This is a genomic window from Paenisporosarcina sp. FSL H8-0542 (genome assembly GCF_038632915.1).
GTDB lineage: Bacteria > Bacillota > Bacilli > Bacillales_A > Planococcaceae > Paenisporosarcina.
In genome coordinates this window covers 2,378,230-2,401,047 of record NZ_CP152050.1, presented here as the reverse complement: position 1 = coordinate 2,401,047, position 22,818 = coordinate 2,378,230, and the positions used below count along the sequence as shown (strand labels likewise).

Annotated in this window: 19 protein-coding genes; 11 read left to right on the top strand and 8 right to left on the bottom strand. The window is 39.8% G+C overall.

Features of this window, described 5'->3' with window-relative positions; genetic code table 11:
- Positions 1-12 precede the first annotated feature (12 nt).
- From MHH33_RS12370 to MHH33_RS12350, 5 genes are read left to right on the top strand one after another with little or no spacing between them, the layout of a single operon-like run.
- On the top strand, positions 13-1,005 hold the full coding sequence (locus tag MHH33_RS12370) for a MoxR family ATPase (protein ID WP_342541877.1): 993 nt from the start codon (positions 13-15) through the stop codon (positions 1,003-1,005).
- Positions 1,002-1,877 (top strand): DUF58 domain-containing protein, encoded by an 876-nt coding sequence (locus MHH33_RS12365; RefSeq protein WP_342541876.1) that lies wholly within the window; start codon positions 1,002-1,004, stop codon positions 1,875-1,877. The genes MHH33_RS12370 and MHH33_RS12365 overlap by 4 nt, the downstream gene beginning before the upstream one ends.
- Before the next feature lie 12 nt (positions 1,878-1,889).
- On the top strand, positions 1,890-3,659 hold the full coding sequence (locus MHH33_RS12360) for a BatA and WFA domain-containing protein (protein ID WP_342541875.1): 1,770 nt from the start codon (positions 1,890-1,892) through the stop codon (positions 3,657-3,659).
- Positions 3,643-6,246, top strand: a complete 2,604-nt coding sequence (locus tag MHH33_RS12355; RefSeq protein WP_342541874.1) for a VWA domain-containing protein — start codon at positions 3,643-3,645, stop codon at positions 6,244-6,246. The genes MHH33_RS12360 and MHH33_RS12355 overlap by 17 nt, the downstream gene beginning before the upstream one ends.
- A 21-nt stretch (positions 6,247-6,267) precedes the next feature.
- The gene (locus MHH33_RS12350) at positions 6,268-6,783 is read left to right on the top strand and encodes a GNAT family N-acetyltransferase (protein ID WP_342541873.1); all 516 of its coding nucleotides are present in this window, start codon (positions 6,268-6,270) and stop codon (positions 6,781-6,783) included.
- Positions 6,784-7,287: 504 nt separating this feature from the next.
- Here MHH33_RS12350 and MHH33_RS12345 read toward each other — a convergent pair.
- The 7 genes from MHH33_RS12345 to MHH33_RS12315 all read right to left on the bottom strand — a co-directional run bounded on the left by MHH33_RS12345 (position 7,288) and on the right by MHH33_RS12315 (position 14,577).
- Positions 7,288-8,466 carry an MFS transporter gene (locus MHH33_RS12345; protein WP_342541872.1) on the bottom strand — a complete coding sequence of 393 codons (1,179 nt, stop codon included), beginning with the start codon at positions 8,464-8,466 and terminating at the stop codon, positions 7,288-7,290.
- A 155-nt stretch (positions 8,467-8,621) separates the two neighbouring features.
- Positions 8,622-9,695, bottom strand: a complete 1,074-nt coding sequence (locus MHH33_RS12340; protein WP_342541871.1) for an ABC transporter substrate-binding protein — start codon at positions 9,693-9,695, stop codon at positions 8,622-8,624.
- Positions 9,692-10,495 (bottom strand): ABC transporter permease, encoded by an 804-nt coding sequence (locus MHH33_RS12335; RefSeq protein WP_016427847.1) that lies wholly within the window; start codon positions 10,493-10,495, stop codon positions 9,692-9,694. Before MHH33_RS12335 ends, MHH33_RS12340 begins: the two co-directional genes overlap by 4 nt.
- Entirely contained in the window at positions 10,479-11,303 is an 825-nt protein-coding gene (locus MHH33_RS12330; RefSeq protein WP_016427846.1) for an ABC transporter permease, read from the bottom strand. Before MHH33_RS12330 ends, MHH33_RS12335 begins: the two co-directional genes overlap by 17 nt.
- Entirely contained in the window at positions 11,293-12,399 is a 1,107-nt protein-coding gene (locus MHH33_RS12325; protein WP_016427845.1) for an ABC transporter ATP-binding protein, read from the bottom strand. The genes MHH33_RS12330 and MHH33_RS12325 overlap by 11 nt, the downstream gene beginning before the upstream one ends.
- A 15-nt stretch (positions 12,400-12,414) precedes the next feature.
- Positions 12,415-12,954: an XRE family transcriptional regulator gene (locus tag MHH33_RS12320; RefSeq protein ID WP_342541870.1), complete on the bottom strand. Its 540-nt coding sequence runs from the start codon at positions 12,952-12,954 to the stop codon at positions 12,415-12,417.
- 171 nt (positions 12,955-13,125) lie between these two features.
- Complete coding sequence (locus MHH33_RS12315; RefSeq protein WP_342541869.1) at positions 13,126-14,577, bottom strand: hypothetical protein; 1,452 nt, start codon at positions 14,575-14,577, stop codon at positions 13,126-13,128.
- 69 nt (positions 14,578-14,646) lie between these two features.
- Between MHH33_RS12315 and MHH33_RS12310 the strand changes: the two genes are divergently transcribed.
- The 6 genes from MHH33_RS12310 (at position 14,647) to MHH33_RS12285 (ending at position 20,935) form a co-directional block, all read left to right on the top strand.
- Positions 14,647-14,919 (top strand): hypothetical protein, encoded by a 273-nt coding sequence (locus MHH33_RS12310; RefSeq protein WP_016427842.1) that lies wholly within the window; start codon positions 14,647-14,649, stop codon positions 14,917-14,919.
- A 348-nt stretch (positions 14,920-15,267) separates the two neighbouring features.
- Complete coding sequence (locus MHH33_RS12305; protein ID WP_016427841.1) at positions 15,268-15,810, top strand: peroxiredoxin; 543 nt, start codon at positions 15,268-15,270, stop codon at positions 15,808-15,810.
- 125 nt (positions 15,811-15,935) lie between these two features.
- Entirely contained in the window at positions 15,936-16,388 is a 453-nt protein-coding gene (locus MHH33_RS12300) for a TlpA disulfide reductase family protein (protein ID WP_342541868.1), read from the top strand.
- A 249-nt stretch (positions 16,389-16,637) separates the two neighbouring features.
- Positions 16,638-18,383, top strand: coding sequence for an ABC transporter ATP-binding protein (locus tag MHH33_RS12295; protein WP_342541867.1), 1,746 nt, complete (start codon positions 16,638-16,640; stop codon positions 18,381-18,383).
- Between the two features lie 15 nt (positions 18,384-18,398).
- Positions 18,399-20,207: an ABC transporter ATP-binding protein gene (locus MHH33_RS12290; protein ID WP_342541866.1), complete on the top strand. Its 1,809-nt coding sequence runs from the start codon at positions 18,399-18,401 to the stop codon at positions 20,205-20,207.
- 68 nt (positions 20,208-20,275) lie between these two features.
- Positions 20,276-20,935, top strand: coding sequence for a TrkA family potassium uptake protein (locus MHH33_RS12285; protein WP_016427837.1), 660 nt, complete (start codon positions 20,276-20,278; stop codon positions 20,933-20,935).
- 214 nt (positions 20,936-21,149) lie between these two features.
- On the opposite strand, the gene rnjA is transcribed toward MHH33_RS12285, so the two are convergent.
- On the bottom strand, positions 21,150-22,817 hold the full coding sequence (gene rnjA, locus MHH33_RS12280) for a ribonuclease J1 (RefSeq protein ID WP_016427836.1): 1,668 nt from the start codon (positions 22,815-22,817) through the stop codon (positions 21,150-21,152).
- Between the last annotated feature and the right edge of the window lies 1 nt (position 22,818).

Below are 22,818 nucleotides of genomic sequence, written 5' to 3'. Positions count from 1 at the left end.
TGGAGGTTTCCCATGTCATTTACACCTACAAACTATGAAGAAATGAGTCAGCGTTTAAACGAAGTAAAACAGGAAATCGGTCAATATATCGTTGGCCAGCAAGAGGCTGTCGATTTTACTCTTTACTCGGTCTTGGCAGATGGGCATGCCCTCCTGGAGGGTTTGCCAGGTCTCGGAAAAACGATGTTGATAAGAACCATTTCTGAAGTATTGGATTTATCATTCTCAAGAATCCAGTTTACTCCTGATTTGATGCCTTCAGATATTACCGGAACGAGCATAATCGAACGATCGGAAGATGGCAAGCAAACATTTTCATTTAAACAAGGACCTATTTTTAGCCAACTCGTTTTAGCAGATGAAATAAACCGCGCTACACCGAAAACACAGAGTGCTTTGCTTGAAGCGATGGGTGAAAAAACAGTCACAGTACTTGGCGATACGAAACAAATGGCTAAACCGTTTTTTGTCCTGGCCACACAAAATCCAATTGAAATGGAAGGGACCTATCCACTGCCAGAAGCTCAAATGGACCGATTTTTATGCAAAATAGTAATTCCGTATCCTTCAAAAGAAGAATTAAAAGAGATTGTTATAAGAACAACGGGTGCGAAGAATATACAACTTCAAAAAGTGATGAATGCCGAAGAATTAATGATTGCTCAACATATGGTCAGAGAAGTGTTGATCGCTGACGATATGCTTGCATACGCAATTGATTTGACTTCTGCAACACACCCAAATGAAGAGGCAACAGATGAGGTTAAACAATATGTTCAATATGGAAGTGGACCACGTGGCCTTCAAAGTTTGATTCGATTGGCTAAAGCCCGGGCGCTCGTTGCTGGACGCTACCACGTGTCGATTGCTGATATTAAATCAGTTGCCATACCCGCCCTTCGACATCGCATGCTTTTAAATTACGAAGGAGAAGCGGAAGGGAAAACAGCCGATTCCATTCTCAGTGATTTACTTCAATCCATCAAACAAGGACAAACTTCATGAAAAAAGATTCCATTTTACCAGAGGACTGGTCCTCTAAAATTGGACGCTTACAAATTTCAACGAAGTCTAAATTGCGTGGTCAGCATAAAGGGTCCCATCGCTCGATGCGTTTTGGTTCTTCACTCGACTTTTCAGACTTCAGGGAATATCACCCGGGTGACGATGTAAGGCAAATTGATTGGAATGTCTTTGCAAGGACAGACAAATATTTCATCAAACGGTTTTTAGATGAGCAAGAAATGCGTGTGCATATTATGTTGGATAGTACAAAGTCGATGCAAGAAGAAAAAAAGTGGCTTCTGGCTAAACAACTGACCATTTCACTTGGACAACTTGTATTGGGGAGAGACGATCGGTTATCGTTTGCGACGCCTACTGAAGAGAAGCTAGCCCCTTTCAGACGAAAGGGTGCCGTGTACAGAAAGGCTTTTACATCATACATAACCAATCTTTCCGAACCTGCAATGAACACCTCTTTCACTAATCAGGCCGCGCAATACAGTGCTAAAGATTGCACGGTATTATTTATCATCACGGATGGACTCGAACCAATTGCTGACTGGGAAAGATGCTTACGTTCGATGCCAAGATTTTCTCAGGATATACGGTTGATTCTCGTACAATCTAGTGATGAAGTGGCGCCACAATTCTCAGGGGACTTACAATTGGTCGATCGCGAAACAGAGGAACGATTGAATGTGTCCGTTTCTACGAGAATAGTGGAAGATTATGAAAAGAAAAGACATCAGCATTTTCAGGAACTTGATATTCTGTGTCGCCGATTTGGTATTCACACTTTAAAAGTGGAGACAAAGGACGATATCAGTCATATTCTTTTCCATCAAATGATTCGGTCAAACTGGATAAATTGAGGTGAGCCGTCTATGGGCTTTGGACAACTAGTATTTTTATGGACGGCGATCATCCCGATCACTGTACTTCTCTATTATTTCTTCCGAAAAAAATATATAGAAAAAAAGATTTCTTCTACAATGTTCTGGGAAACCGTCATGAAAGAAACAAAAGTTTCTCCCTATCTTCAATATTTGCAACGTAATGCCTTATTTTACTTGCAAATGCTTACCCTGTTATTACTTATGTTCGCATTACTTCAGCCATATCTCAAATCACAGGCGATTGCGGGGGAACACATTATTTGGGTGGTGGATACTTCCGCCACCATGCTTGCAACAGCAAATGGGGAGACGGTCTTTGAACAACATAAAAAAGAAATGAATGCGCTGTCTGAACAATTGGCCGGTAAACCTTTAACGTTGATCACGACGGGTGAAGAGCCGACTATTTTATTGCGTGACGAAACGAATGTAAATGTAATCAAATCGACGATTGATAAATTGGAAGTGCAATATGAACAAGAGAACTTACCTAAAATGCTGGATTTCACAAAATCACTTCTGAATGGGAAAGAAACAGCAATATACTTGTTCACGGATCACGTTGAAAGAAACGAACTCCCCTTGGAGAACGAAAACCTTACGTGGTTTGTAAAAGGAGCACCAGAGAATTTGGAGAATGTCTCCATCTTACGTTTTGGTGCAACCGCTTCCGATAAAGGTGTTGCAGCATTAATTCAGCTAGAAAATGAAACTGCAGATGATAAAAAGGGAACATTGGAAATCAGCTCACTGGAAAATGGAGAAGTTTTACTCAAAAGAGCAGTTGTAATTCCGGCAAAAGACACACTGTCTCTATCATTCAAAGAATTACCTGATGCAGAAGGGTTTACAGCTAATCTGCTAGTAGATGATGATTACACAGTTGATAACGAGTCATCCGTTTTATTGCAGAAACAATCGGCTCAAACTTACGTGGATGGGAATCTCCATGAACTCGTTTCAGCAGCCTTTCAAGCCATGGATATTCCCGTAAGTTCTGTTCCCACTGAACAATTAAGTGACTTGCCTGGGGAAGCAGTTGTGGTGACCAATCAAACGTCCCAACTCTCTATTTCTGAATCACCTGTCCTGTTAATAGGACGGAATGATGAAAATGCCAAAGAAGTAAATGGCACGATTGCGACGGAGCGAGATGATGTGTTTGCCTATGCGGATATGTCGGATATATTCGTCAGCAGCTTGTACCCTCCGTTTCCTGAATATGAGACAATCGCCCAAGTAGAAGAGCAGCCGTTCATCCAACGATCGGACAGGGGAGATTTAATCATATTAGCAGACATACAGATGACCGATTGGCCACTACATCCATCATTCCCATTGTTCTTATGGAGTGCACGGGAACAAATGGTAACGAACGATAATGAAATCGGAACTTTTTCACCAAATGAACGAAAATCACTATCGTTGGTGGCGGATGAAGAGAAGAATGAATGGGAAGTTTTTTCAAATTCCAATGAGTATATCAAAACAATACAAAATGGCGGGCAATTTTCTGCGCCAAGTCGACCAGGACTTTATGTTTTGACATCAGGAAATATTGAAAAGCACTTTGCCGTCGCACTGGAACAACAAGAGAAACACCTTGAAAAAGGAACTTCTTTTGCAATCGGCTCGGCTTCGCAAGAAGACATACAGGAGACCGTCAAGACTTCATTAGTTCCGTGGTTCCTACTTCTCATTGTATTATTGCTAATGATTGAATGGGAGGTGCAACGACGTCGTGGGATTACGAATTGAATCGCCTGCCTGGCTTTTGTTATTCCTATTGCCAGCTGTCTATTTTGCGTTTGCATGGTGGAAAACTAAAAACCGAATGACTCGGGAGCATAAGTTTATTTTTGTCATCCGAGTAGTAGCAGTAAGTTTACTGATTTTTGCATTGGCAATGCCTTCTTTACTATTACCGATTAAAGAAGAGCAACTACTGTTTGTGGTAGACCGGTCGGCCTCGACCAAAGGGACTGATAAGCAGTACACAGAGTTTCTCGTTAAAGCTCTTGCTGAAAAGAAAGATCATCAAGCGGTCGGCCTCTATTCGTTTGACGGTAAATTTCAAACCCAGGTACCTTTATCTCTATTAACAGAAGATGTACCAGAATTTATCGGTTCTGAAAATGATAGTAAAACCAATATTTCTGAAAGTATACAACTTGCAACCAATCTTGCGGATCAACAAAAAGCGACGCGCATCGTTTTGTTATCCGATGGACTGGAAAATGAAGGATCTGTATCCGATCAACTATCGAGGATGACAGGCGGTAATGTGGAAATAGATACGTATATATTAAATCGTCCTGAATCGGAAGATGTTGCCATCACTAGTTTTGAAACGCCTCCTGTAGCGTTTGAAGGAGAACAGCAACAACTGCTTGTTCAAGTGGAATCAACGAAAGCCGTAAAAGGTGAACTGATTCTTTCTCAAAATGACCAGTTTCTATCAAAACAATCTGTCCAAATCGAGCCTGGTTCTAATACTTTCACACTCCGCCATGCATCAGTTGGAGAAGGATTGTTGAAATATCAGGTTCAATTAAATGTCACAGGTGATGCTTTACTTGAGAATAATCAGTTAACAAGTGTAACGATGGTTGAAAGCGCACCGCATTTACTGGTAGTGAGTAGTGATAAATTGACTTCCCCCATACCATCCTATATCGATGATCAAGTGGTAAAAGTTGATGCAATTCAAGCTTCAGACTTGCCATTCGACTTGTCGAATTATTTAGCGTATGATGCTATTATTTTTGACAATGTTCCAGGTTATCAAGTAGGCGAAGCCAAAATGACCGTAATTGAACAAGCGGTAAAAAATTTCGGTGTCGGCTTTATGATGGTCGGAGGAGATAATAGTTTTGGACTGGGAGGCTATTTTAAGACACCGATAGAAAAATTGCTTCCCGTTGAAATGGAAGTGAAAGGTAAGCAACAATTGCCTTCCCTAGGACTGATTATTGTCATGGACCGCTCGGGTAGTATGGCTGGCAATAAATTCGAACTGGCAAAAGAAGCAGCAGCACGTTCAGTTGAATTATTGCGGGATGACGACACACTAGGCTTTATTGCTTTTGATGATCGACCGTGGGAAATCATTGAAGCGAAAACCCTGACTGATAAAAAAGAAGCTCTTGAAAAAATCTTGTCCGTTTCTGTAGGCGGGGGTACCGAGATTTACCCTGGCCTCGAACTGGCTTACGAACGACTATCCGATTTGAAATTGCAGCGCAAACATATCATTTTGTTGACGGATGGACAATCTGCTACTCAAAATGACTATGAAGAACTGATTACAGAAGGTCTTGGGGATAAAAACATTACTTTATCAACAGTAGCCATAGGGCAAGATGCAGACCGAGCGTTGCTAGAAGAATTGGCACAATTCGGTACAGGCCGTTTCTATGATGTCAGTGATGAAAGTACGATCCCGGCCATTTTATCACGGGAAACCGTGATGATTTCAAGGACATATATTGAAGACAATCCCTTTTATCCGATTATCCGAGGCGATGCGGCCTGGACTAGTTTATTTTCGGATGGAGTTCCACAACTAAATGCATATATTGCAACGACTGCGAAACAAACTGCGACCGTTGTCGCTGAAAGTACGAAAGAAGATCCTGTTATTGCGGAATGGATGTATGGATTAGGTAGAACAATTACGTACACATCCGATTCAACCGGTGCTTGGAGTGGGGACTTTGCACGCTTCAGCGAGTGGGGAAATTTCTGGAACACTGCGGTATCAAGATTGCTACCATCTTATAGTGAAGTTCCATTCGATATCCGAAAATCCCAAGATGGATCTTATTCGGTTACGGATCCATCCGGTCAATCGTCCTTTCTGGATATTGTAGCGGTGAACGAAGCGGGTGAAGAAATCGAAAGTCTGTCTGAACCGATTTCACCTGGCAAAAGCCGTGTTTCATTCGATGCGGATCCAGGGCTGATTTTCCTTAGAATTTCAAATGAACAAAACAGCATGTATCAGGCGGGTATTTCAATTCCTTACAGTGAAGAATACAAAATTCAGCCGCCTAATAAAGGGCTGATGGAGGAAATCGCCAAGCGTACAGGCGGAAAAGTGATTACCAGTCCTGAACAAGCGATGCGGGATATACAATTTGAAAGCTCAGAAAGTAAAAGTATTCAAAAGTGGTTAGTCCTAATCGCAATGTTATTATTTTTCATTGATATCACATTAAGAAGATTTGGTTGGCGTACGATTTCTGGAGTGACTTCTCATTTGAAAAAATCGACAGTTGAAAACGTTACACGAGCTAATGATACGAATGTTGCTCAACTGCTGAAAGGGAAAAAGAAACGTTAAAGGTAAAGTGGGGAATACAAAATGATCGTCCATGAAAGTGATCGATTGGCATTAAAGGTTTTTTCGGTTGAAGATGAAGAGGCGGCAAAGAATTTTTGGGGGAATGCCGAAGTGATGGTGCATTGTGGGGGGCCAACACCACATGAAATGTTAGGAAAAGTTCTAATGTCCTATCAAGCATGTCATGAAAAAAAGGGGCTCTCTGTTTATGCGGTGGTCGAGAAAGAGACCAGTGAAGTGATTGGAGCAGCTGGTTTCAATGTAGCGAGCGGCTTGGAAAAAGTTGAATTGATTTATCATCTTTCTAAAGACAGCTGGGGGAAGGGGTATGCGACAGAAGCAGCAGTAGCATGCACCGAAATTGCGAAGCAAACCGATGGAGTGGAAACGATTTTTGCCTCTGCCGACCCTCACAATGTCAGTTCCACTAAAATTCTCGAAAAAGCAGGATTTCAGTTTATCGAAATGAAGTGGTTTGATGACACTAATCAAGAAGAACCCTACTTCGAATATCAAATTTTACAAGATGATAAATGAAAAAGGTTGTTCTCGGAAGGTAAGCCTTCCTGGAACAACCTTTTTCTTATTTATTATTCTGACTCTGTTCTATAAAAAGAGGGAATCTGCTCCCTTTCCGCGAACAAACTACCAAGCCTCCTCGCTGTGGGGTCTTGGCAATCCATTTTTCCGCAGGAAGGATAGGGCCAAAAATAGTTTGGCACTAGCCTTTGCGACGATGTTAGCGCAGCGATGCAGAAACAGGAGCATTGGTCTAATCTTTGCGACGAAGCTAGCGCAGCGATGCAGGAGCATTGGTCTAATCTTTGCGACGAAGCTAGCGCAGCGATGCAGGAGCATTGGCCTAATCTTTGCGACGAAGCTAGCGCAGCGATGCAGGAGCATTGGTCTAGTCTTTGCGACGAAGCTGGCGCAGCGATGCAACGCACTTTCATGTTTCGAAGCTAGCGCAGCGATGCAGGAGCAGATGTTTATAGCTGATTTCCTTACTGATTAACAATATCGTTAAACAGAACCAATTTATTAAATGACAACTGCCGATTTTCGCTGCGTAAGAGAAGCGATGAAGAAGCAAACAATCAATATAAGCGTGCCAGCCATATAAGGGAAGTTCATGTTGATGTCGAACAAAATTCCAGCCAAGGCCGGACCGACCATATTTCCTAAGCTCATATAAGCATTATTCATACCTGCTGCAAAACCTTGTTCAGTTCCAGCCTGTTTCGAAATCAGTGTATTCAATGCAGGTCTCAACAATGAAGCGGCTGTAAAGAATACACTCGACACAATCAAAATCGGCCAGAAACCATCAACAAATAGCACGGAAATCATAGCAAGAGCAGACACAAGTAGATTCACTAGAATCACTTTCAATTCGCCATACTTCACGAATAGTTTATTGATGACAAATGTCTGAACAATAACACCTACAAAGCCGCCTGCTGTAATTAATACGGCAATTTCACCTGGGGTAAATGCATATTTTTTATCCACATATAAAGCAATCGTTGACTGGAAATTTGCTAGACCAAATGAAAATACAAACATTACGATTAACATGACAAAATATGGTGTGGTCGTTGAATGTTTCATTTGTTTGAATAAGTTCTCTCGTTTAGTTGGCTTACCAGTTTGAACAACTGGTGCTGTTTTAGGTAACACAAACATTGATATGACTGCTGCCACTAATGCTGCGCTCGTTGCCACATAAAAAGGAAAACGAAGGCTTACTTCTGCCAATAAGCCACCGATTGCTGGCCCAATCATAAAGCCAAGGGACATCGAAGCACCAAGCAATCCCATTCCTTTTCCACGCTCTTCTTCAGTCGTAATATCCGCGACGAATGCCATCATTGGCGGAACGATAAACGCCGAACCGACACCGCTAAAGAACCTTGCCAAATACAAAATCCATAAATCTGACGCTAATCCGAACATCAGTTGAGACAAACCGAAAATGACAAGTCCAATAATAATTAAATATTTACGACCATATTTATCTGATAAGTCTCCGGCTAAAGGAGAAAATAAAAATTGGGAAAAGGCAAACATGGCGATCAAAAATCCAAGTGCCTGACCAGCCACACCAAAGGTTTCCAAGTAATCTGGCATTATTGGAATAATTAAGCCAATTCCTGACATGGCAATGAACATATTAAACATCAGCACAAAAAGTGCAAAGCGATTTGATTTACCCGCCATTATACATCCTACTTTCTTGCTCAAACTGTTTCGAGTATCTAAAATTTTAACACATAATTAATAAAAATCCATTACAAAAACCTGCCCAGTGTATGAGCAGGTTTCGTATCCGCAAGTTGAGGTTTTATCTCTATAAAAGGGAGTTGATTTAATGATTACTGGGCATCCATCTTAAATTCCAAGAACAACTCATTGTACCTACCGAGAGTTTCCAATCCCAGGTTTTTATAGACTTCCAAACGCTCCCGCATCTCTTTAGTTGGATAAAAACGCTCATCCGCTGTTACTTCAGGATCCATCAGTGGAATGGCATTTTCATTAGGTGTCGAGTATCCTACATAATCTGCATTTTGCGCAGCTACTTCTGGATCAAGCATGAAATTGATAAATTTATGAGCACCTTCTACGTTCGCTGCCGTTTTCGGAATAACCATATTATCAAACCATAAGTTTGATCCTTCTTTAGGAACAGCATAGTCAATATCTTCATTGACATACATAATGTCAGCAGCCTGTCCTGACCACACCAGAGCTACAGCTGCTTCACTACGTCGCATCGTTTCCACAATTTCATCACCAAGAATGGCTTTAATATTGGGGGATAGGGTTTTTAATTTATCCGTAGCTTCTTGAAGTTGGTGCTCATCTTTTGTATTGAGTGAATATCCCAAAGTATTCAAACCCATACCCATTACTTCACGTGCACCGTCAACTAAAATGACTTCTTGCTTTAAAGATGGATCCCACAGATCTTCCCAACTTTCAAATGTTTGACCATCCAACAGTTTTGGATTGAAGGCGATTCCAACTGTTCCCCAAAAATAAGGAATGGAATATTCATTGCCAGGATCAAAAGGTAAGTCAAGGAAGTAAGGGTCTATGTTTGATAAATTAGGTATTTTACTATGATCTATCGGAATTAATAAATCGTTTTCTTTCATTTTTTCAATCGTATATTCGGAAGGCATGGCCACATCATAAGAAGTACCACCTTGTTCGATTTTGGTCATCATCGCTTCGTTCGATTCAAATGTTTCATAAACAACTGTGATACCTGTTTCTTTTTCAAATCGTTTGATGAGTTCAGGGTCAATATATTCTCCCCAGTTGTAAACGCTGATTGTATCGCTTCCAGCTCTTCCTGTGGATTTGTTCAGTTGGTTATTGACATAAAATAAAACTGTGCAAATGATGAGTATCGCTATAACTGCACGAATGATATCTTTCATTTAGAAACCCCCGTTCTAAGCGGGTTTTTTGTGCGATTCGTCACGAAGTAATAACCTAGTACCAATAGTAGTGTAACGATAAACAAAAGACCCGATAATGCATTAATCGTTAATGTGATGCCTGCACGTGCCATGGAATATATTTCAACGGACAGGGTGGAAAAACCATTCCCCGTTACAAAGAAGGTCACGGCAAAATCATCCAGTGAATATGTCAGGGCCAAAAAGAATCCCGCAAATATCCCGGGTTTAATATATGGAATGATTACACGGCTCAATACATCACGTTTTGAAGCGCCAAGATCGAGTGCTGCATCAATCAAAGTGCTGCTCATTTCCTGTAATTTTGGCAAGACCATAATGACCACAATTGGGACACTAAACGCGATATGTGATATCAATACCGAAGCAAAGCCCAATTTCACTCCGACCATTGTAAATAAGATCAAGAATGATGCCCCTATGATTACGTCAGGGCTGACAACCAGCACATTGTTAAGGGACAACAGTGCATTACGGGATTTACGGTTTTTTAAAAATATTATACCGATAGCACCGATTACCCCAATTGCAGTGGAAAGGAGTGCAGATAATAATGCAACAATAACCGTATTAATCAGAATCATGATGAGTCGTGTATCGGCAAAAACTGCCTTATAGTGTTCAAAGGTAAAGGATTTAAAACTTGACATGGTACCACCACTATTAAATGAGTAAAAGATCAAGTAAAAGATAGGCGTATACAGAATGACAAAAACAAGTGCTAAATAAACTTTTGATAATTTACTTGATCTGTCCATTTGAAAGCGCCCCCTTCTCTTTTTGACCAGTTAAAATCATGATGATAACCATAAATAAAATCAAGAATACGGCAATGGTCGAACCCATTCCCCAATTTTGAGTCACTAAAAATTGTTGTTCGATCGCTGTGCCAAGCGTAATGACCTTGTTACCAGCTATCAGTCTGGTAATCATAAATAACGATAGGGAAGGAATAAATACAGCCTGAATTCCAGATTTCACACCATTGATTGTTAATGGGAAAATCACTTTCGTAAATGTTGTCCATGTAGATGAGCCTAGGTCGCGGGCGGCATCTATCAGCGAATGATTCATTTTATCGAGAGAGTTAAAAATCGGTAAAATCATGAATGGAATAAAAATATAGACTGAAACGAAAATGAAACTGAAATCAGTATAGAGAATTTGTTTTGTGCCAATCCCCAATGTATCGAACAGTTGATTTATAGGGCCAATTACACCAAAAATACCAATAAAGGCATATGTTTTTAACAACAGATTAATCCATGAAGGAATAATGATAAGCAGTAACCATAATTGTTTATGTTTTGTTTTGGTCAACCAGTAAGCAGTGGGATATGCAATGACTAAGGTGAAAGCAGTAATAAGAAAAGCATACCAAAACGAGCTTAAGGTCATTTTCAAATATACAGAAGTAAAGAAATTCTGATAATTTACGAATGAAAAATTCCCATGTAAATCAAACAACGAAAAATAAACAACAAGTACAATTGGTGCAATGACAAAGAGCAGCATCCAGCCAATATAAGGAACTAAATAAAAGGAACGATTTGTGTTATTTTGCATGGTGCTCTTCTCCATACGATTCTAGACGCTTGTCGAATTCTTCTTCTGTTTCGTTCAAACGCATGACATGAATCGCTTCCGGTTCGAAATCCAAGCCGATTTCTTCCCCTACTGCTGCCTTTTTAGTCGAATGGACGAGCCATTCGTTGCCTTCTTTATCGAAGGTAGATAATTCATAGTGAACTCCCCGGAATAATTGTGTGTCTACTTTAACGGTCATTTTTCCTCGATCAACAGTAGTAATTTCCAAGTCTTCCGGACGGATGACGATATCTACTTTCTCGTTCGACGACAAACCTTTGTCCGCACATTCAAATTCTTTTCCGCCAAATTGTACATGGTAATCGGAAATCATCACTCCTGGAACGATATTGGATTCTCCAATGAAATCTGCCACGAATCTGTTGATAGGTTCATCATAAATATCCATGGGTGTACCGCTTTGTTGAATGACTCCTGCATTCATAACAAAAATTTCATCTGACATAGCCAAGGCTTCTTCCTGATCATGTGTAACAAATATAAAGGTCTTGCCGAGTCGCTGTTGCAATTCACGAAGTTCATATTGCATTTCCGTTCTCAACTTCAAATCAAGTGCAGACAATGGTTCGTCGAGTAAGATAACTTCCGGATCATTTACAATAGCGCGTGCGATTGCGACACGTTGTTTTTGTCCGCCAGACATTTCGATAATTTCACGGTTCTCATATCCTACTAAATTAACAAACTTAAGAGCTTCTAATACTCGACGATTAATCTCGTCTTTTTTTAACTTCTTGATACGTAATCCAAATGCCACATTCTCAAATACATTTAAGTGAGGGAAGAGGGCATAGTCTTGGAAAACCGTGTTGACTTGTCGTTCATTTGCGGGCACATGGTTGATTTTTTTGCCATTGAAATATATTTCGCCGCTGGTCGGTTCCATGAATCCGGCAATCAATCGCAATATCGTCGTTTTTCCACAGCCGGAAGGACCGAGTAATGTATAAAATTTTCCGCGTTCAATCTCAAAGCTCACATTGTTTAACACAGGTGTCGCGCTGTCGTATGATTTTGTGACGTTGTCAAAGCGGATAATCGTAGTGTCTGTCATGATTGACCTCCTGATTTATAAGTAAGAATGTGTAACAACAATTAATATTTCTGATTCCCCGTTGTGGTGATTGGATAATTGATGATGATCTGAAGCTTCAAAGTATAGGGATTGTCCTTCTTTTGCGTAAAATTCATGCGATCCAAGAACGAGACGTACATTGCCTGTTAAGACATACATAAAAGTTTCTGATAAAGAAGGTTCGAATTGCTTATATTCCCCTGCTTCAAAAAATTTCACGAGAACCGGTTCCATTTCTTTGTCGTTTGATTCAGGGACAAGCCACCGAATTTGATACTTCTTGTCTTCATCGCAATAAACGGTTTGGTCTTCGTCCAAATACACAACGCGTTGATTTTTTTCATCATCAAAGAAATCTTTCGGTTTAGTTCCGAGCACTTCCAGTAAAGTAAAAAGCGTTTCAATTGATGGGGAATTTAAATTTCGCTCCAGTTGTGAAATGTAGCCTTTACTCAAATCGGTACGTTCACCTAATTCTTCCTGAGTTAACCTTTTCTTGATGCGCAAACTCTTAATTTTGTTTCCAATTTGCATAAAGAGATGCTCCTCGCAGGTGTGATTAATAGCAACCAATGTTTATGTAAGTTTACTATCACAATACTTTAAGTTTACTATAAACGTCTTTTATTATACAAAATCCACCAATTTTTTCAAGTCTATTTATAAAAAAACTTCCCATCATAAGATGAGAAGTGAATTAATGCGTTATCTGTATTGATCGCGTTTCCATTTTCTGAATTTCTTCCAAAGACCTTTTCCGCCTGTTGTAGCCAATAAGATTGCTGATAGTGAAATACCAGCCAAAGCGGTAATGAGTGAGATCCATTCGAAAAATGAGTAGCCAGGGACCTTCGACCAATCTGTTTTTCCTTTCCAATCTTCGATGACCAAGTTCATTCCGTAAATACCGGAAACTACTGTAAAGACGGTAAGCATGAATAACAACATATTATGGCGTTTATTTGATTGATTTTCTTGGGCACGATAAAGCTCGTGCAATGTTTGTTTAACTTCTTCATATAAAGAATTCAAATGAAACGTATCACGGTATGTCCTGGTTAATTCTTTTCCTTCTGTACGTGCAGAAACTTCTCCAAAATAATACCTAGAGGAGAACTTTGATATCAGTTCAATCAACTCTTCCACATAATCTCCGTCCTGTTCCCACTGTATCTCACTATACTCAAATGACATACGCAACAACATGATTTTGTAAAAATAATGAAGTAGTAAATTATAGTGATGCGTTCCCATGAATTGGGATAGTGGTCTCGCCAGTTGTTCTCGTGATTTATTTGAAACCGTGATTTGGGCATGATCTGAAGTAACCGTATAAGAATCGGGTGCCCAACGGTCGTGCACATGATTTTGTACGTAACGCTCGATATACTCGGCATTTGTACTCGACATGAAGGGACGCCCTTCCGGATTTTTACCATCCAACTGCCCCATTCGAAATAAGTGGTCCCCACTTATCGGATCTTCACCGTCCGTAATGAAAAAACCTGAAGAAAGCATTCGTTCATCTTCAAAGAAGGGAAGGCTTCCGAAGTAACCTGCACGTTTATCGTCATGAATGATGTAGGCTTTAAGGGAAGGACAGAGGTAGCTAAATACAAATTCATTTGTCGTGTTGAATTCACGATCACCTTTTCGAATTGTAGCCCCTTTTTCTTCATCGAGCTTCGGTTCCAACACTCGAAAATGATTCATATAATCTAGCACTTCACATAATTCTTCTAGTTCTTTATTCATCTCTGTCCGAATGGTTATGAGACCTATACCAAAAGGGCAAATCATGACATCAATACTGTTCACCAAAAAAGAAAACGATGTGTCATGAACATCCAAATTGAACGATTCATTGACTTTCTTCGAGAATCGAAGAAATCCTTGTTGATCAGTGCGTTTGGGAAATAGTTTTCGTTCAAGAAACGGTAAAAAATATTGATCCAGTTCTTCATGTTTTACTTCAATACCTTCACCATAAAACCCACTCTGTAAGTCTTTTTGATTTAATGAAAAGAAGGTGAAATGGTTTTTTCGTAAATGATCCGCAAGATTTTCCCGCTCTTTTTCATGGAATGAAAAGGGAAAAAGAAAAGACATGTAAGCCTGCTTCAAAGTTAGAGGCTGTATTTTGGCAGTTGAATCCATTTTCAAGACCTCCACTATTTTTTCTTTCATATATATATGTTAACATGAAACACGGAAGGAGTGACGTTTATGGGAAGAACCATGATGTTATTTTTGGATCCTAAAGCAAGACAAAATAAAAAATCACAAAAACAAATTGAAGGCACCTTTCTATTGGTGAAAAACCGTGTTATTGCCAATGATGAAATCGTGGATTATTGTAATGATTGTTTTGAACCGTTGTCCTATCATGATGAATATGATGCTTGTTACTGCGAATCTTGCAATGCATGGAGAGAAGAAGCATGCACAGATCCAACTTGTGAATATTGTGAATTGCGACCTAAACGACCTTTAACATAAGGTTGCTGAGGGTCTTTTTTTTTGACTAAACCTGTTGATACTTTGAATGAAAAACGCAGTGTGCATTTGCACCTAGCGCAAATATAGGATAAACAACCGTATATGCTATAAAGAAGGATAGATCCTTAATTTAAGATAAAGATATTAAAGGTTTCTACTTTCTTCTTTGAATAGATTATCTCAAGGTGAACATACTAAGCATTCGACACGAATTAGACGAAAAAAATTTTTCCTAGTGCTAGTTGAAAGCCGATAAATTGATTTGCAGCAGGGACTTTGTTATCCTTTAAATTGTGCTAATAACGAATACAATTCGTTAGCAGATAAATATTTCTTGGAGGTTTTCACATGACTGAACGTATGGTAGGTAAACAAGCACCCCATTTTACAATGGACGCAGTGCTAGCAGATAAGTCTTTCGGTAAAGTAAGCTTGGAAGAAAACATGAAGCAAGACAAATGGACAGTTTTGTTCTTTTATCCAATGGATTTCACTTTTGTATGTCCAACTGAAATCACAGCAATGTCAGACCGCTATGATGAATTTGAAGATTTAGACGCTGAAATTATCGGTGTTTCTACAGATACTATCCACACTCATTTAGCTTGGATTAACACAGCTCGTCAAGACAACGGCTTAGGCGAATTGAAATATCCATTGGCTGCAGACACTAACCATGTGGTATCACGTGAATATGGTGTATTGATTGAAGAAGAAGGTATTGCTCTTCGTGGATTATTCATCGTAAACCCTGAAGGTGAAATGCAATATCAAACAGTGTTCCACAATAACATTGGTCGCGACGTGGATGAAACTCTTCGCGTATTACAAGCTCTTCAAACTGGTGGTCTTTGCCCAGCAAACTGGCGTCCAGGACAAAAAACTCTTTAATTGATTGAATGGGGCTCATGAATTTTGCCTTTATCAATGCACTAGATTAATTAGACACCCACGATTCCCCACGCATACGATACGCAGTGGGGAATTTTTACATGTATCATTGAGGAGGAAATACAATGAAATTACGTTCACCAATGCCTGACTTAACAGGCGCAACTGCATGGCTCAATGGAAAAGTTGCTAAAAAACAATTGATTGGCGACAAGCCAACACTTATTCATTTCTGGTCTGTAAGCTGTGGACTATGTAAAGAGGCAATGCCAGAAGTAAATGCTTTCCGTGATCAATATAAAGATGAATTGAATGTACTAGCAGTCCATATGCCACGTTCAGAGAAAGATATGGACCTGGAAGATATCAAGAGGAATGCTGCAGAACACGATATCACACAACCAATTTTTGTCGATAGTGACATGAAATTAACCGATGCTTTTGATAATCAATATGTACCTGCATACTACGTATTTGATAAAGCTGGTCAACTGCGTCATTTCCAAGCGGGTGGTAGTGGAATGAAAATGCTTGAAAAACGTGTCAACCGCGTGTTAGATGAAATGCGTAATTCATAATCCATTTTAATTGAATGAATAAGTGCTCAGCATAATCGAATTCAGGGATGTAAAGATCCTGGTAATTCTTTTATGTTGAGCACTTTTTTTATTGGGAAGGATGTCCTATTCCGAAGATTTGATGATAATAATCCGGACAATAAAAAAGAAAATTTAAAGTTTTATAAAATATCAGTCAAAAGGGGGTGGTCATTTATTTCGGAATCCGATATATTAAATACTATGTCTTTTGAATTAGGGGGAAACAACTTGGGAATTTTCAAAAAATTGAAAGAGTATTACTTGCCAAATAAACATTTATTCTTTTGGTCCTTGTTCATGCTCTTGGTCACCTTGTTAATTACAGTTGCCTATCCAATCATCTTGCAACAAACCATTGACCGTGTAATTAAGGGGCAAGAATATGATTTGGCATGGAAACTTGCTGGGATTTTCATGGGTCTTATGATTATCAAAGGAATTGCCACGTACATTGGGCAATACACGGGGGATATGTTCGGAATTCGCTCGGTCTATGAATTGCGAAATGCGTTATATGCTAAATTGCAACGTTTGCCATTCTCGTATTACGATAATGCAAAAACGGGAGACTTAATGTCCCGACTGACAGCTGACGTAGAAGGATTCAGGTTCTTCTTATCGTTCGGATTCGTTGAGTTGTTCCGTTTGGTGTTTTTAGTATCCGTTTCGCTTTGCGTTATGTTTTATTATTCAGTTTCATTAACATTTGTGTCGATGGCCGCCATGCCTTTATTAGTTGTAGCAGTGCTGCGATTCGATAAATTGGTGCATCCGGCTTTCAGGGACATCCGTAAATCATTCGGTAAATTAAATACGAATGTTCAAGAAAACATTAGCGGGATTCATACAGTGAAATCACTTTCCCGTGAATCGTTCCAAATTAACAAATTTAACAATTCAAACGGTGACTATAAAGATCGATATTTATTTACAACTGAAATCTGGGCAAAGTACTTTCCTGTGATGGAGTTCCTCGGAAATATCAGCGTGGTCTTCTTATTCGGCTACGGGGGCTTCCTAGTTATGGAAGGTCAATTAAGTGTTGGGCGCTTAGTGGCATTCTACAGCTTATTGGGTTACATTATTTTTCCGATTATGAACTTAGGTTTCACGGTCAATCTTTTCTCTCAATCAAAAGCATCCGGAGAGCGTTTACTGGAAGTGCTGGAAGCACCCGAACCGATTACATCCAAAGAAAATGCAATCGATGGTTCAAGAATGAAAGGACATGTAGCGTTTGAAAATGTCACTCTTCAATATCGTGAAGAAGATCAATTAGCTCTTGAAGAAGTGAATTTGAAAGTGGAAGCTGGAAAACGGGTTGGGTTAATAGGTGCAACGGGTTCAGGTAAAACGAGTTTAACACAACTGTTAACGCGTTTTTACGAACCGACAACGGGAACAGTTAAAATTGATGGCATTGCTGTCGATGAATATTCGCTTACCTCACTACGCTCTAACATTGGCTTTGTTCTTCAAGAATCATTTTTATTTTCATCTTCGATTAAAGCCAATATTTCATATGGTCGTCCTGATGCAACGATGGATGAAATTATCGATGCAGCTAAACGTGCCAATGCCCATGATTTTATAATGGAGCTACCTGAAACCTATGACACGATGTTAGGGGAGCGGGGACTCGGTTTATCAGGCGGGCAAAAACAAAGAATTGCAATCGCTCGGGCATTATGCCAGAATCCTGCAATTTTGGTGCTAGATGATGCAACAAGTGCTGTAGACATGAAAACGGAACTTCACATTCAAAAGGCTTTGGAAGAAGTGATGAAAGGCCGTACAACGTTTATTATTGCTCACAGGATTTCATCTGTGAAACATGCAGATGAGTTGATTGTATTTGAGCATGGGAAGATTGTTCAAAGAGGTACGCATGATCAATTGATAAAACAACAAGGTTTGTATAAGCGGATTTATGAAATTCAATACAAAGACCAACTTGAAAATATTTATGCATAGAAAGGCGGAATCACAATGACTAAACAAATCAATCCTAGTGTATTAAAACGATTCCGCTACTCTTCGGATGATGTAATTGATGCACCGTTTAACTGGTACCAACTCGCTCGACTCTTTACGTATGTGAAACCTTATGCAAAAACATTATTGCCAAAGGCTTTTATTGCTGTAACAATTACCACGCTGATTCGGCTTATCATCCCTATTTTGATAGGTGAGTATGCCATTGACCAAGCATTGGAAAACAAAGATGCTCAAATGCTATGGGTGGTGGTTGGTACTATTGCAGGATTATATATTGTCAACACTGTTGCGAATCGTTTCAGAATAAGGTGGATGAATGAACTCGGTCAAAATGTAATATACGATTTGCGTAAACATTTGTTTACGCATGTTCAATGGCTATCGCATCGTTTCTTCGATCAACGTTCAGCCGGCTCAATACTCGTCAGGATTATGAACGATATAAACTCGCTGCAAGAGTTGTTTACAAATGGTGTTATCAATCTATTGATGGATTTGCTACTTCTTATAGGGGTACTTATCATCCTGTTTACGCTCAGTCCACCACTTGCTTTAGCAGTTCTGGTCATCTTGCCCCTGATGTTTTTCATCTCGACGACGCTGCGTAAAAACATCCGTCGCTCATGGCAGGATGTGCGGATGAAACAAGCGAAAATCAACTCCCATCTGAATGAAAGTATTCAAGGAATGCGAATTACTCAATCATTCACACAGGAAAATGAAAACATGGCGTTCTTTAATGGAATTAATGAAGAAAGTTTTGAGTCTTGGCGTGTAGCCACTAAAAAGAATTCTATGTTCCGACCGTTCGTAGAAATGACGAATGCCGTTGGTTCGGTTGTTCTGATTTTGTACGGTGCATATTTAATCCAAAATGACCAGCTTGACCTTGGTGCATTCGTCGCATTTGCCTTTTACCTCGGCATGTTCTGGGAGCCAATTTCACGTTTAGGCCAGATATATAACCAATTACTGATGGGGATGGCGTCCTCTGAAAGAATTTTCGAATTCTTGGATGAGCAGCCTTTGGTACATGAAAAAGCAAATCCAACTAAAATTAATCAATTACAAGGTCATATCGAATTTGAAAATGTTCAATTCGGTTATGAAAAAGACCGTTTAGCTTTAAAAGGAATCTCTCTTGAAATGAATGCAGGGGAGACGGTTGCCCTGGTTGGTCATACGGGATCTGGTAAAACGACAATTGCCAATCTGGTTTCACGTTTTTACGATCCAACTTCTGGTGTGGTGAAAATGGATGGAATGGATATCCGTGATTTATCACTGAGTGCATTGCGTGAACAAATCAGCATTGTACTTCAGGAAACGTTTATTTTCTCAGGCTCCATCATGGATAATATTCGATTCGGCAATCCACATGCTACGGATGAAGAAGTAATCAATGCAGCCGAAGCTGTTGGTGCAAACCGTTTCATCGAGCGTTTATCGAATGGGTATGATACCGAAGTGGAAGAGCGAGGGAATATTTTATCCGTTGGTGAACGACAACTGTTATCTTTTGCACGGGCACTTCTTGCAAATCCAAGAATTATCATTCTGGATGAGGCAACAGCTTCCATTGATACGGAAACAGAACTTCAAATTCAACAAGCGTTAAGAACGCTGTTGAAAAACCGGACAGCGATCATGATTGCTCATCGACTTTCTACCATCCGTGAAGCAAATCAGATTATTGTTTTGGAAAATGGACGTGTTTTGGAATCGGGGAATCATGATTCTTTAATGAAAGATCGTGGTCATTATCACCAGTTGGTGATGTCCCAATTTGGAGAAGCGTAAAAACATTTTGAGCGTCTATTAAAGTTGTGATACACTATGACCATTCGTTCCGCAACGGAGGTTGAAAGATGAAGAAAGAATTCGTAGTTATTGGGTTAGGTCGATTTGGTGGAAGTATAGTTCGTGAGCTGATTGAACAAGGTGCAGATGTTATGGCCATCGATAAGTTTTCAGACCGTGTCGATGAATTTGCATCAATCGCGACACAAGCTATTGTTGCAGATACGACAGATGAATCTGTCTTGAAATCACTTGGGATACGTAATTTTGAACATGTAATCGTTGCGATTGGAGAGGACATTCAATCCAGTATTTTAACAACGTTGATGTTGAAGGAAATTGGTGTCAATAAAATCACGGTAAAAGCTCAAAATGACTATCATGAAAAAGTATTACGTAAAATCGGTGCCGATCAAGTGGTCCATCCTGAACGCGATATGGGTATTCGAATTGCCAACAACATAATGACAAATAATGTACTTGATTATTTGGAGTTATCGGAAGAACATTCAATTATGGAGATAAAAGCGAATGAAATATTGGCTGGCTCTACTTTAATTGATCTAGATATCCGTGCGAAATATGGAATAAATATTGTTGCGATTAAACGGGGAGCTGATATTCTCGTTTCTCCGCAAGCAGATGAAGAAATCAAAATCAATGATGTACTGATCGTAATCGGTGCAGACGCAGATATTATCCGCTTTGAAAAGAAAGCAATGCATTAAAGAAAAGCGGAGAAGCCTGTGCTAGCTCGACTCCGGTGCTGGAAGGCTCGAAACGAAAGCTTGCTTTCGCTTGAGAGACTGAAGCTAAGGAGCGAGCTGGGCTTTGGAGCTTGACATGACGAAAAGCGGAAAGCGCTGGAAGAAAATAGCCTTCTAAAACAAAAGCTGTGCCACTAACACATTATGTGTTGGTGGCACAGCTTTTTGAATAGTATTAAACTTCCATTATAATTGGTAGAATCATTGGACGACGTTTTGTTTTTTCGTATAAATACGGTCCTAATACGTCGGTTATTTCATTTTTCAATTCTGACCAAGGGGTTGCCTTGGATTGAATTGTTTTTTGTAAATGGCGATTTAACATATGTTGTGCTTCATTGATCATCGCACCTGATTCACGCATGTAAACAAAACCACGAGAAATAATATCTGGACCAGAAACAATCTTCTGACGTTCTTGGTCTGTGCTTACAACAACAATGACTAAGCCTTCTTCTGAAAGAATTCGGCGATCGCGTAAAACAATATTACCGATATCACCAATGCCGCTACCATCGATATAAACATCACCTGAAGGAATGCGACCAGCGACTGCTGCTTGGTTTTGGCTAAGTGCCAATACATCACCGTTTTCCATGATGAAAGTATTTTCCGGCTCCACGTCACAATCAACAGCAAGTTCCGTATGCATTTTCAACATACGATACTCACCATGAATCGGCATAAAGAATTTAGGTTTCATTAAACGTAACATCAATTTCTGTTCTTCTTGAGAACCATGACCTGAAGTGTGAATGTTATTCAATGAACCATGAATAACATCTGCTCCTGCACGGAACAATAAGTTGATTGTTCGATTGACGCTTGTACGATTACCAGGAATCGGTGAAGAAGAGAAAATTACCGTATCCGCTGGTTGAATTTGAATTTGTCGGTGTGTACCGTTTGCAATTCTCGATAACGCTGCCATCGGTTCACCTTGGCTACCTGTACATAAAATCATAACTTCATTCGCAGGCAAACGATTCAATGATTGCGCATCGACGAATGTTTCTTTCGGTGCAGTAATATAGCCAAGTTCACGTCCGATTGTAATGGCGTTATCCATACTACGTCCAAAAACAGCAATTTTACGTCCGTGATGGACAGCCGCTTCCGTTACTTGTTGTAAGCGATGAATGTTTGACGCAAAAGTTGCGAAAATGATGCGACCATCAACTTTACGGAAAATTTCCGACAAGCTTTCGCCAACTTTACGCTCTGACATTGTGAAATTTGGTACTTCTGCATTTGTACTATCAGAAAGCAAACACAGCACGCCGTCTCGGCCAATTTCAGCCATTTTGGTTAAGTTAGCTGGTTCACCAACGGGTGTGAAATCGAATTTAAAATCTCCTGTATGTACAACATTGCCGGGTGGTGTTTTAACTACGATGCCGTATGCATCCGGAATACTGTGCGTTGTACGGAAGAAACTCACTGAAGTTTTTCTGAATTTAATCACGTCTTCTTCAGCGATTACATGCATTTTAGTTGTACGCAATAAACCATGTTCTTCTAATTTATTTCGCAATAAACCTAGTGCAAGTTTGCCTCCGTAAACAGGGATATTTAATTGTTTCAGCAAATAGGGAATACCACCGATGTGATCTTCGTGACCGTGTGTAATAAATAGACCTTTAATCTTGTCTACATTTTTCACAAGGTACGTGTAATCAGGAATAACGTAATCAATCCCGAGTAAATCATCTTCAGGGAATTTAATACCTGCATCAATTAAAATTATTTCATCTTGGAATTGAACACCATAAGTGTTTTTACCGATTTCGCCCAGTCCGCCGAGTGCGAAAACCGCTGTTTGATCATTCTTAACAAATTTCATG

Bases quoted from the DNA above. Each gene is read 5' to 3' on its own strand.
- MHH33_RS12370 (WP_342541877.1), top strand. From the start codon at position 13: ATGTCATTTACACCTACAAACTATGAAGAAATGAGTCAGCGTTTAAAC.
- MHH33_RS12365 (WP_342541876.1), top strand. From the start codon at position 1,002: ATGAAAAAAGATTCCATTTTACCAGAGGACTGGTCCTCTAAAATTGGA.
- MHH33_RS12360 (WP_342541875.1), top strand. From the start codon at position 1,890: ATGGGCTTTGGACAACTAGTATTTTTATGGACGGCGATCATCCCGATC.
- MHH33_RS12350 (WP_342541873.1), top strand. From the start codon at position 6,268: ATGATCGTCCATGAAAGTGATCGATTGGCATTAAAGGTTTTTTCGGTT.
- MHH33_RS12345 (WP_342541872.1), bottom strand. From the start codon at position 8,466: ATGGCGGGTAAATCAAATCGCTTTGCACTTTTTGTGCTGATGTTTAAT.
- MHH33_RS12340 (WP_342541871.1), bottom strand. From the start codon at position 9,695: ATGAAAGATATCATTCGTGCAGTTATAGCGATACTCATCATTTGCACA.
- MHH33_RS12335 (WP_016427847.1), bottom strand. From the start codon at position 10,495: ATGGACAGATCAAGTAAATTATCAAAAGTTTATTTAGCACTTGTTTTT.
- MHH33_RS12330 (WP_016427846.1), bottom strand. From the start codon at position 11,303: ATGCAAAATAACACAAATCGTTCCTTTTATTTAGTTCCTTATATTGGC.
- MHH33_RS12325 (WP_016427845.1), bottom strand. From the start codon at position 12,399: ATGACAGACACTACGATTATCCGCTTTGACAACGTCACAAAATCATAC.
- MHH33_RS12320 (WP_342541870.1), bottom strand. From the start codon at position 12,954: ATGCAAATTGGAAACAAAATTAAGAGTTTGCGCATCAAGAAAAGGTTA.
- MHH33_RS12315 (WP_342541869.1), bottom strand. From the start codon at position 14,577: ATGGATTCAACTGCCAAAATACAGCCTCTAACTTTGAAGCAGGCTTAC.
- MHH33_RS12310 (WP_016427842.1), top strand. From the start codon at position 14,647: ATGGGAAGAACCATGATGTTATTTTTGGATCCTAAAGCAAGACAAAAT.
- MHH33_RS12305 (WP_016427841.1), top strand. From the start codon at position 15,268: ATGACTGAACGTATGGTAGGTAAACAAGCACCCCATTTTACAATGGAC.
- MHH33_RS12300 (WP_342541868.1), top strand. From the start codon at position 15,936: ATGAAATTACGTTCACCAATGCCTGACTTAACAGGCGCAACTGCATGG.
- MHH33_RS12290 (WP_342541866.1), top strand. From the start codon at position 18,399: ATGACTAAACAAATCAATCCTAGTGTATTAAAACGATTCCGCTACTCT.
- MHH33_RS12285 (WP_016427837.1), top strand. From the start codon at position 20,276: ATGAAGAAAGAATTCGTAGTTATTGGGTTAGGTCGATTTGGTGGAAGT.
- rnjA (WP_016427836.1), bottom strand. From the start codon at position 22,817: ATGAAATTTGTTAAGAATGATCAAACAGCGGTTTTCGCACTCGGCGGA.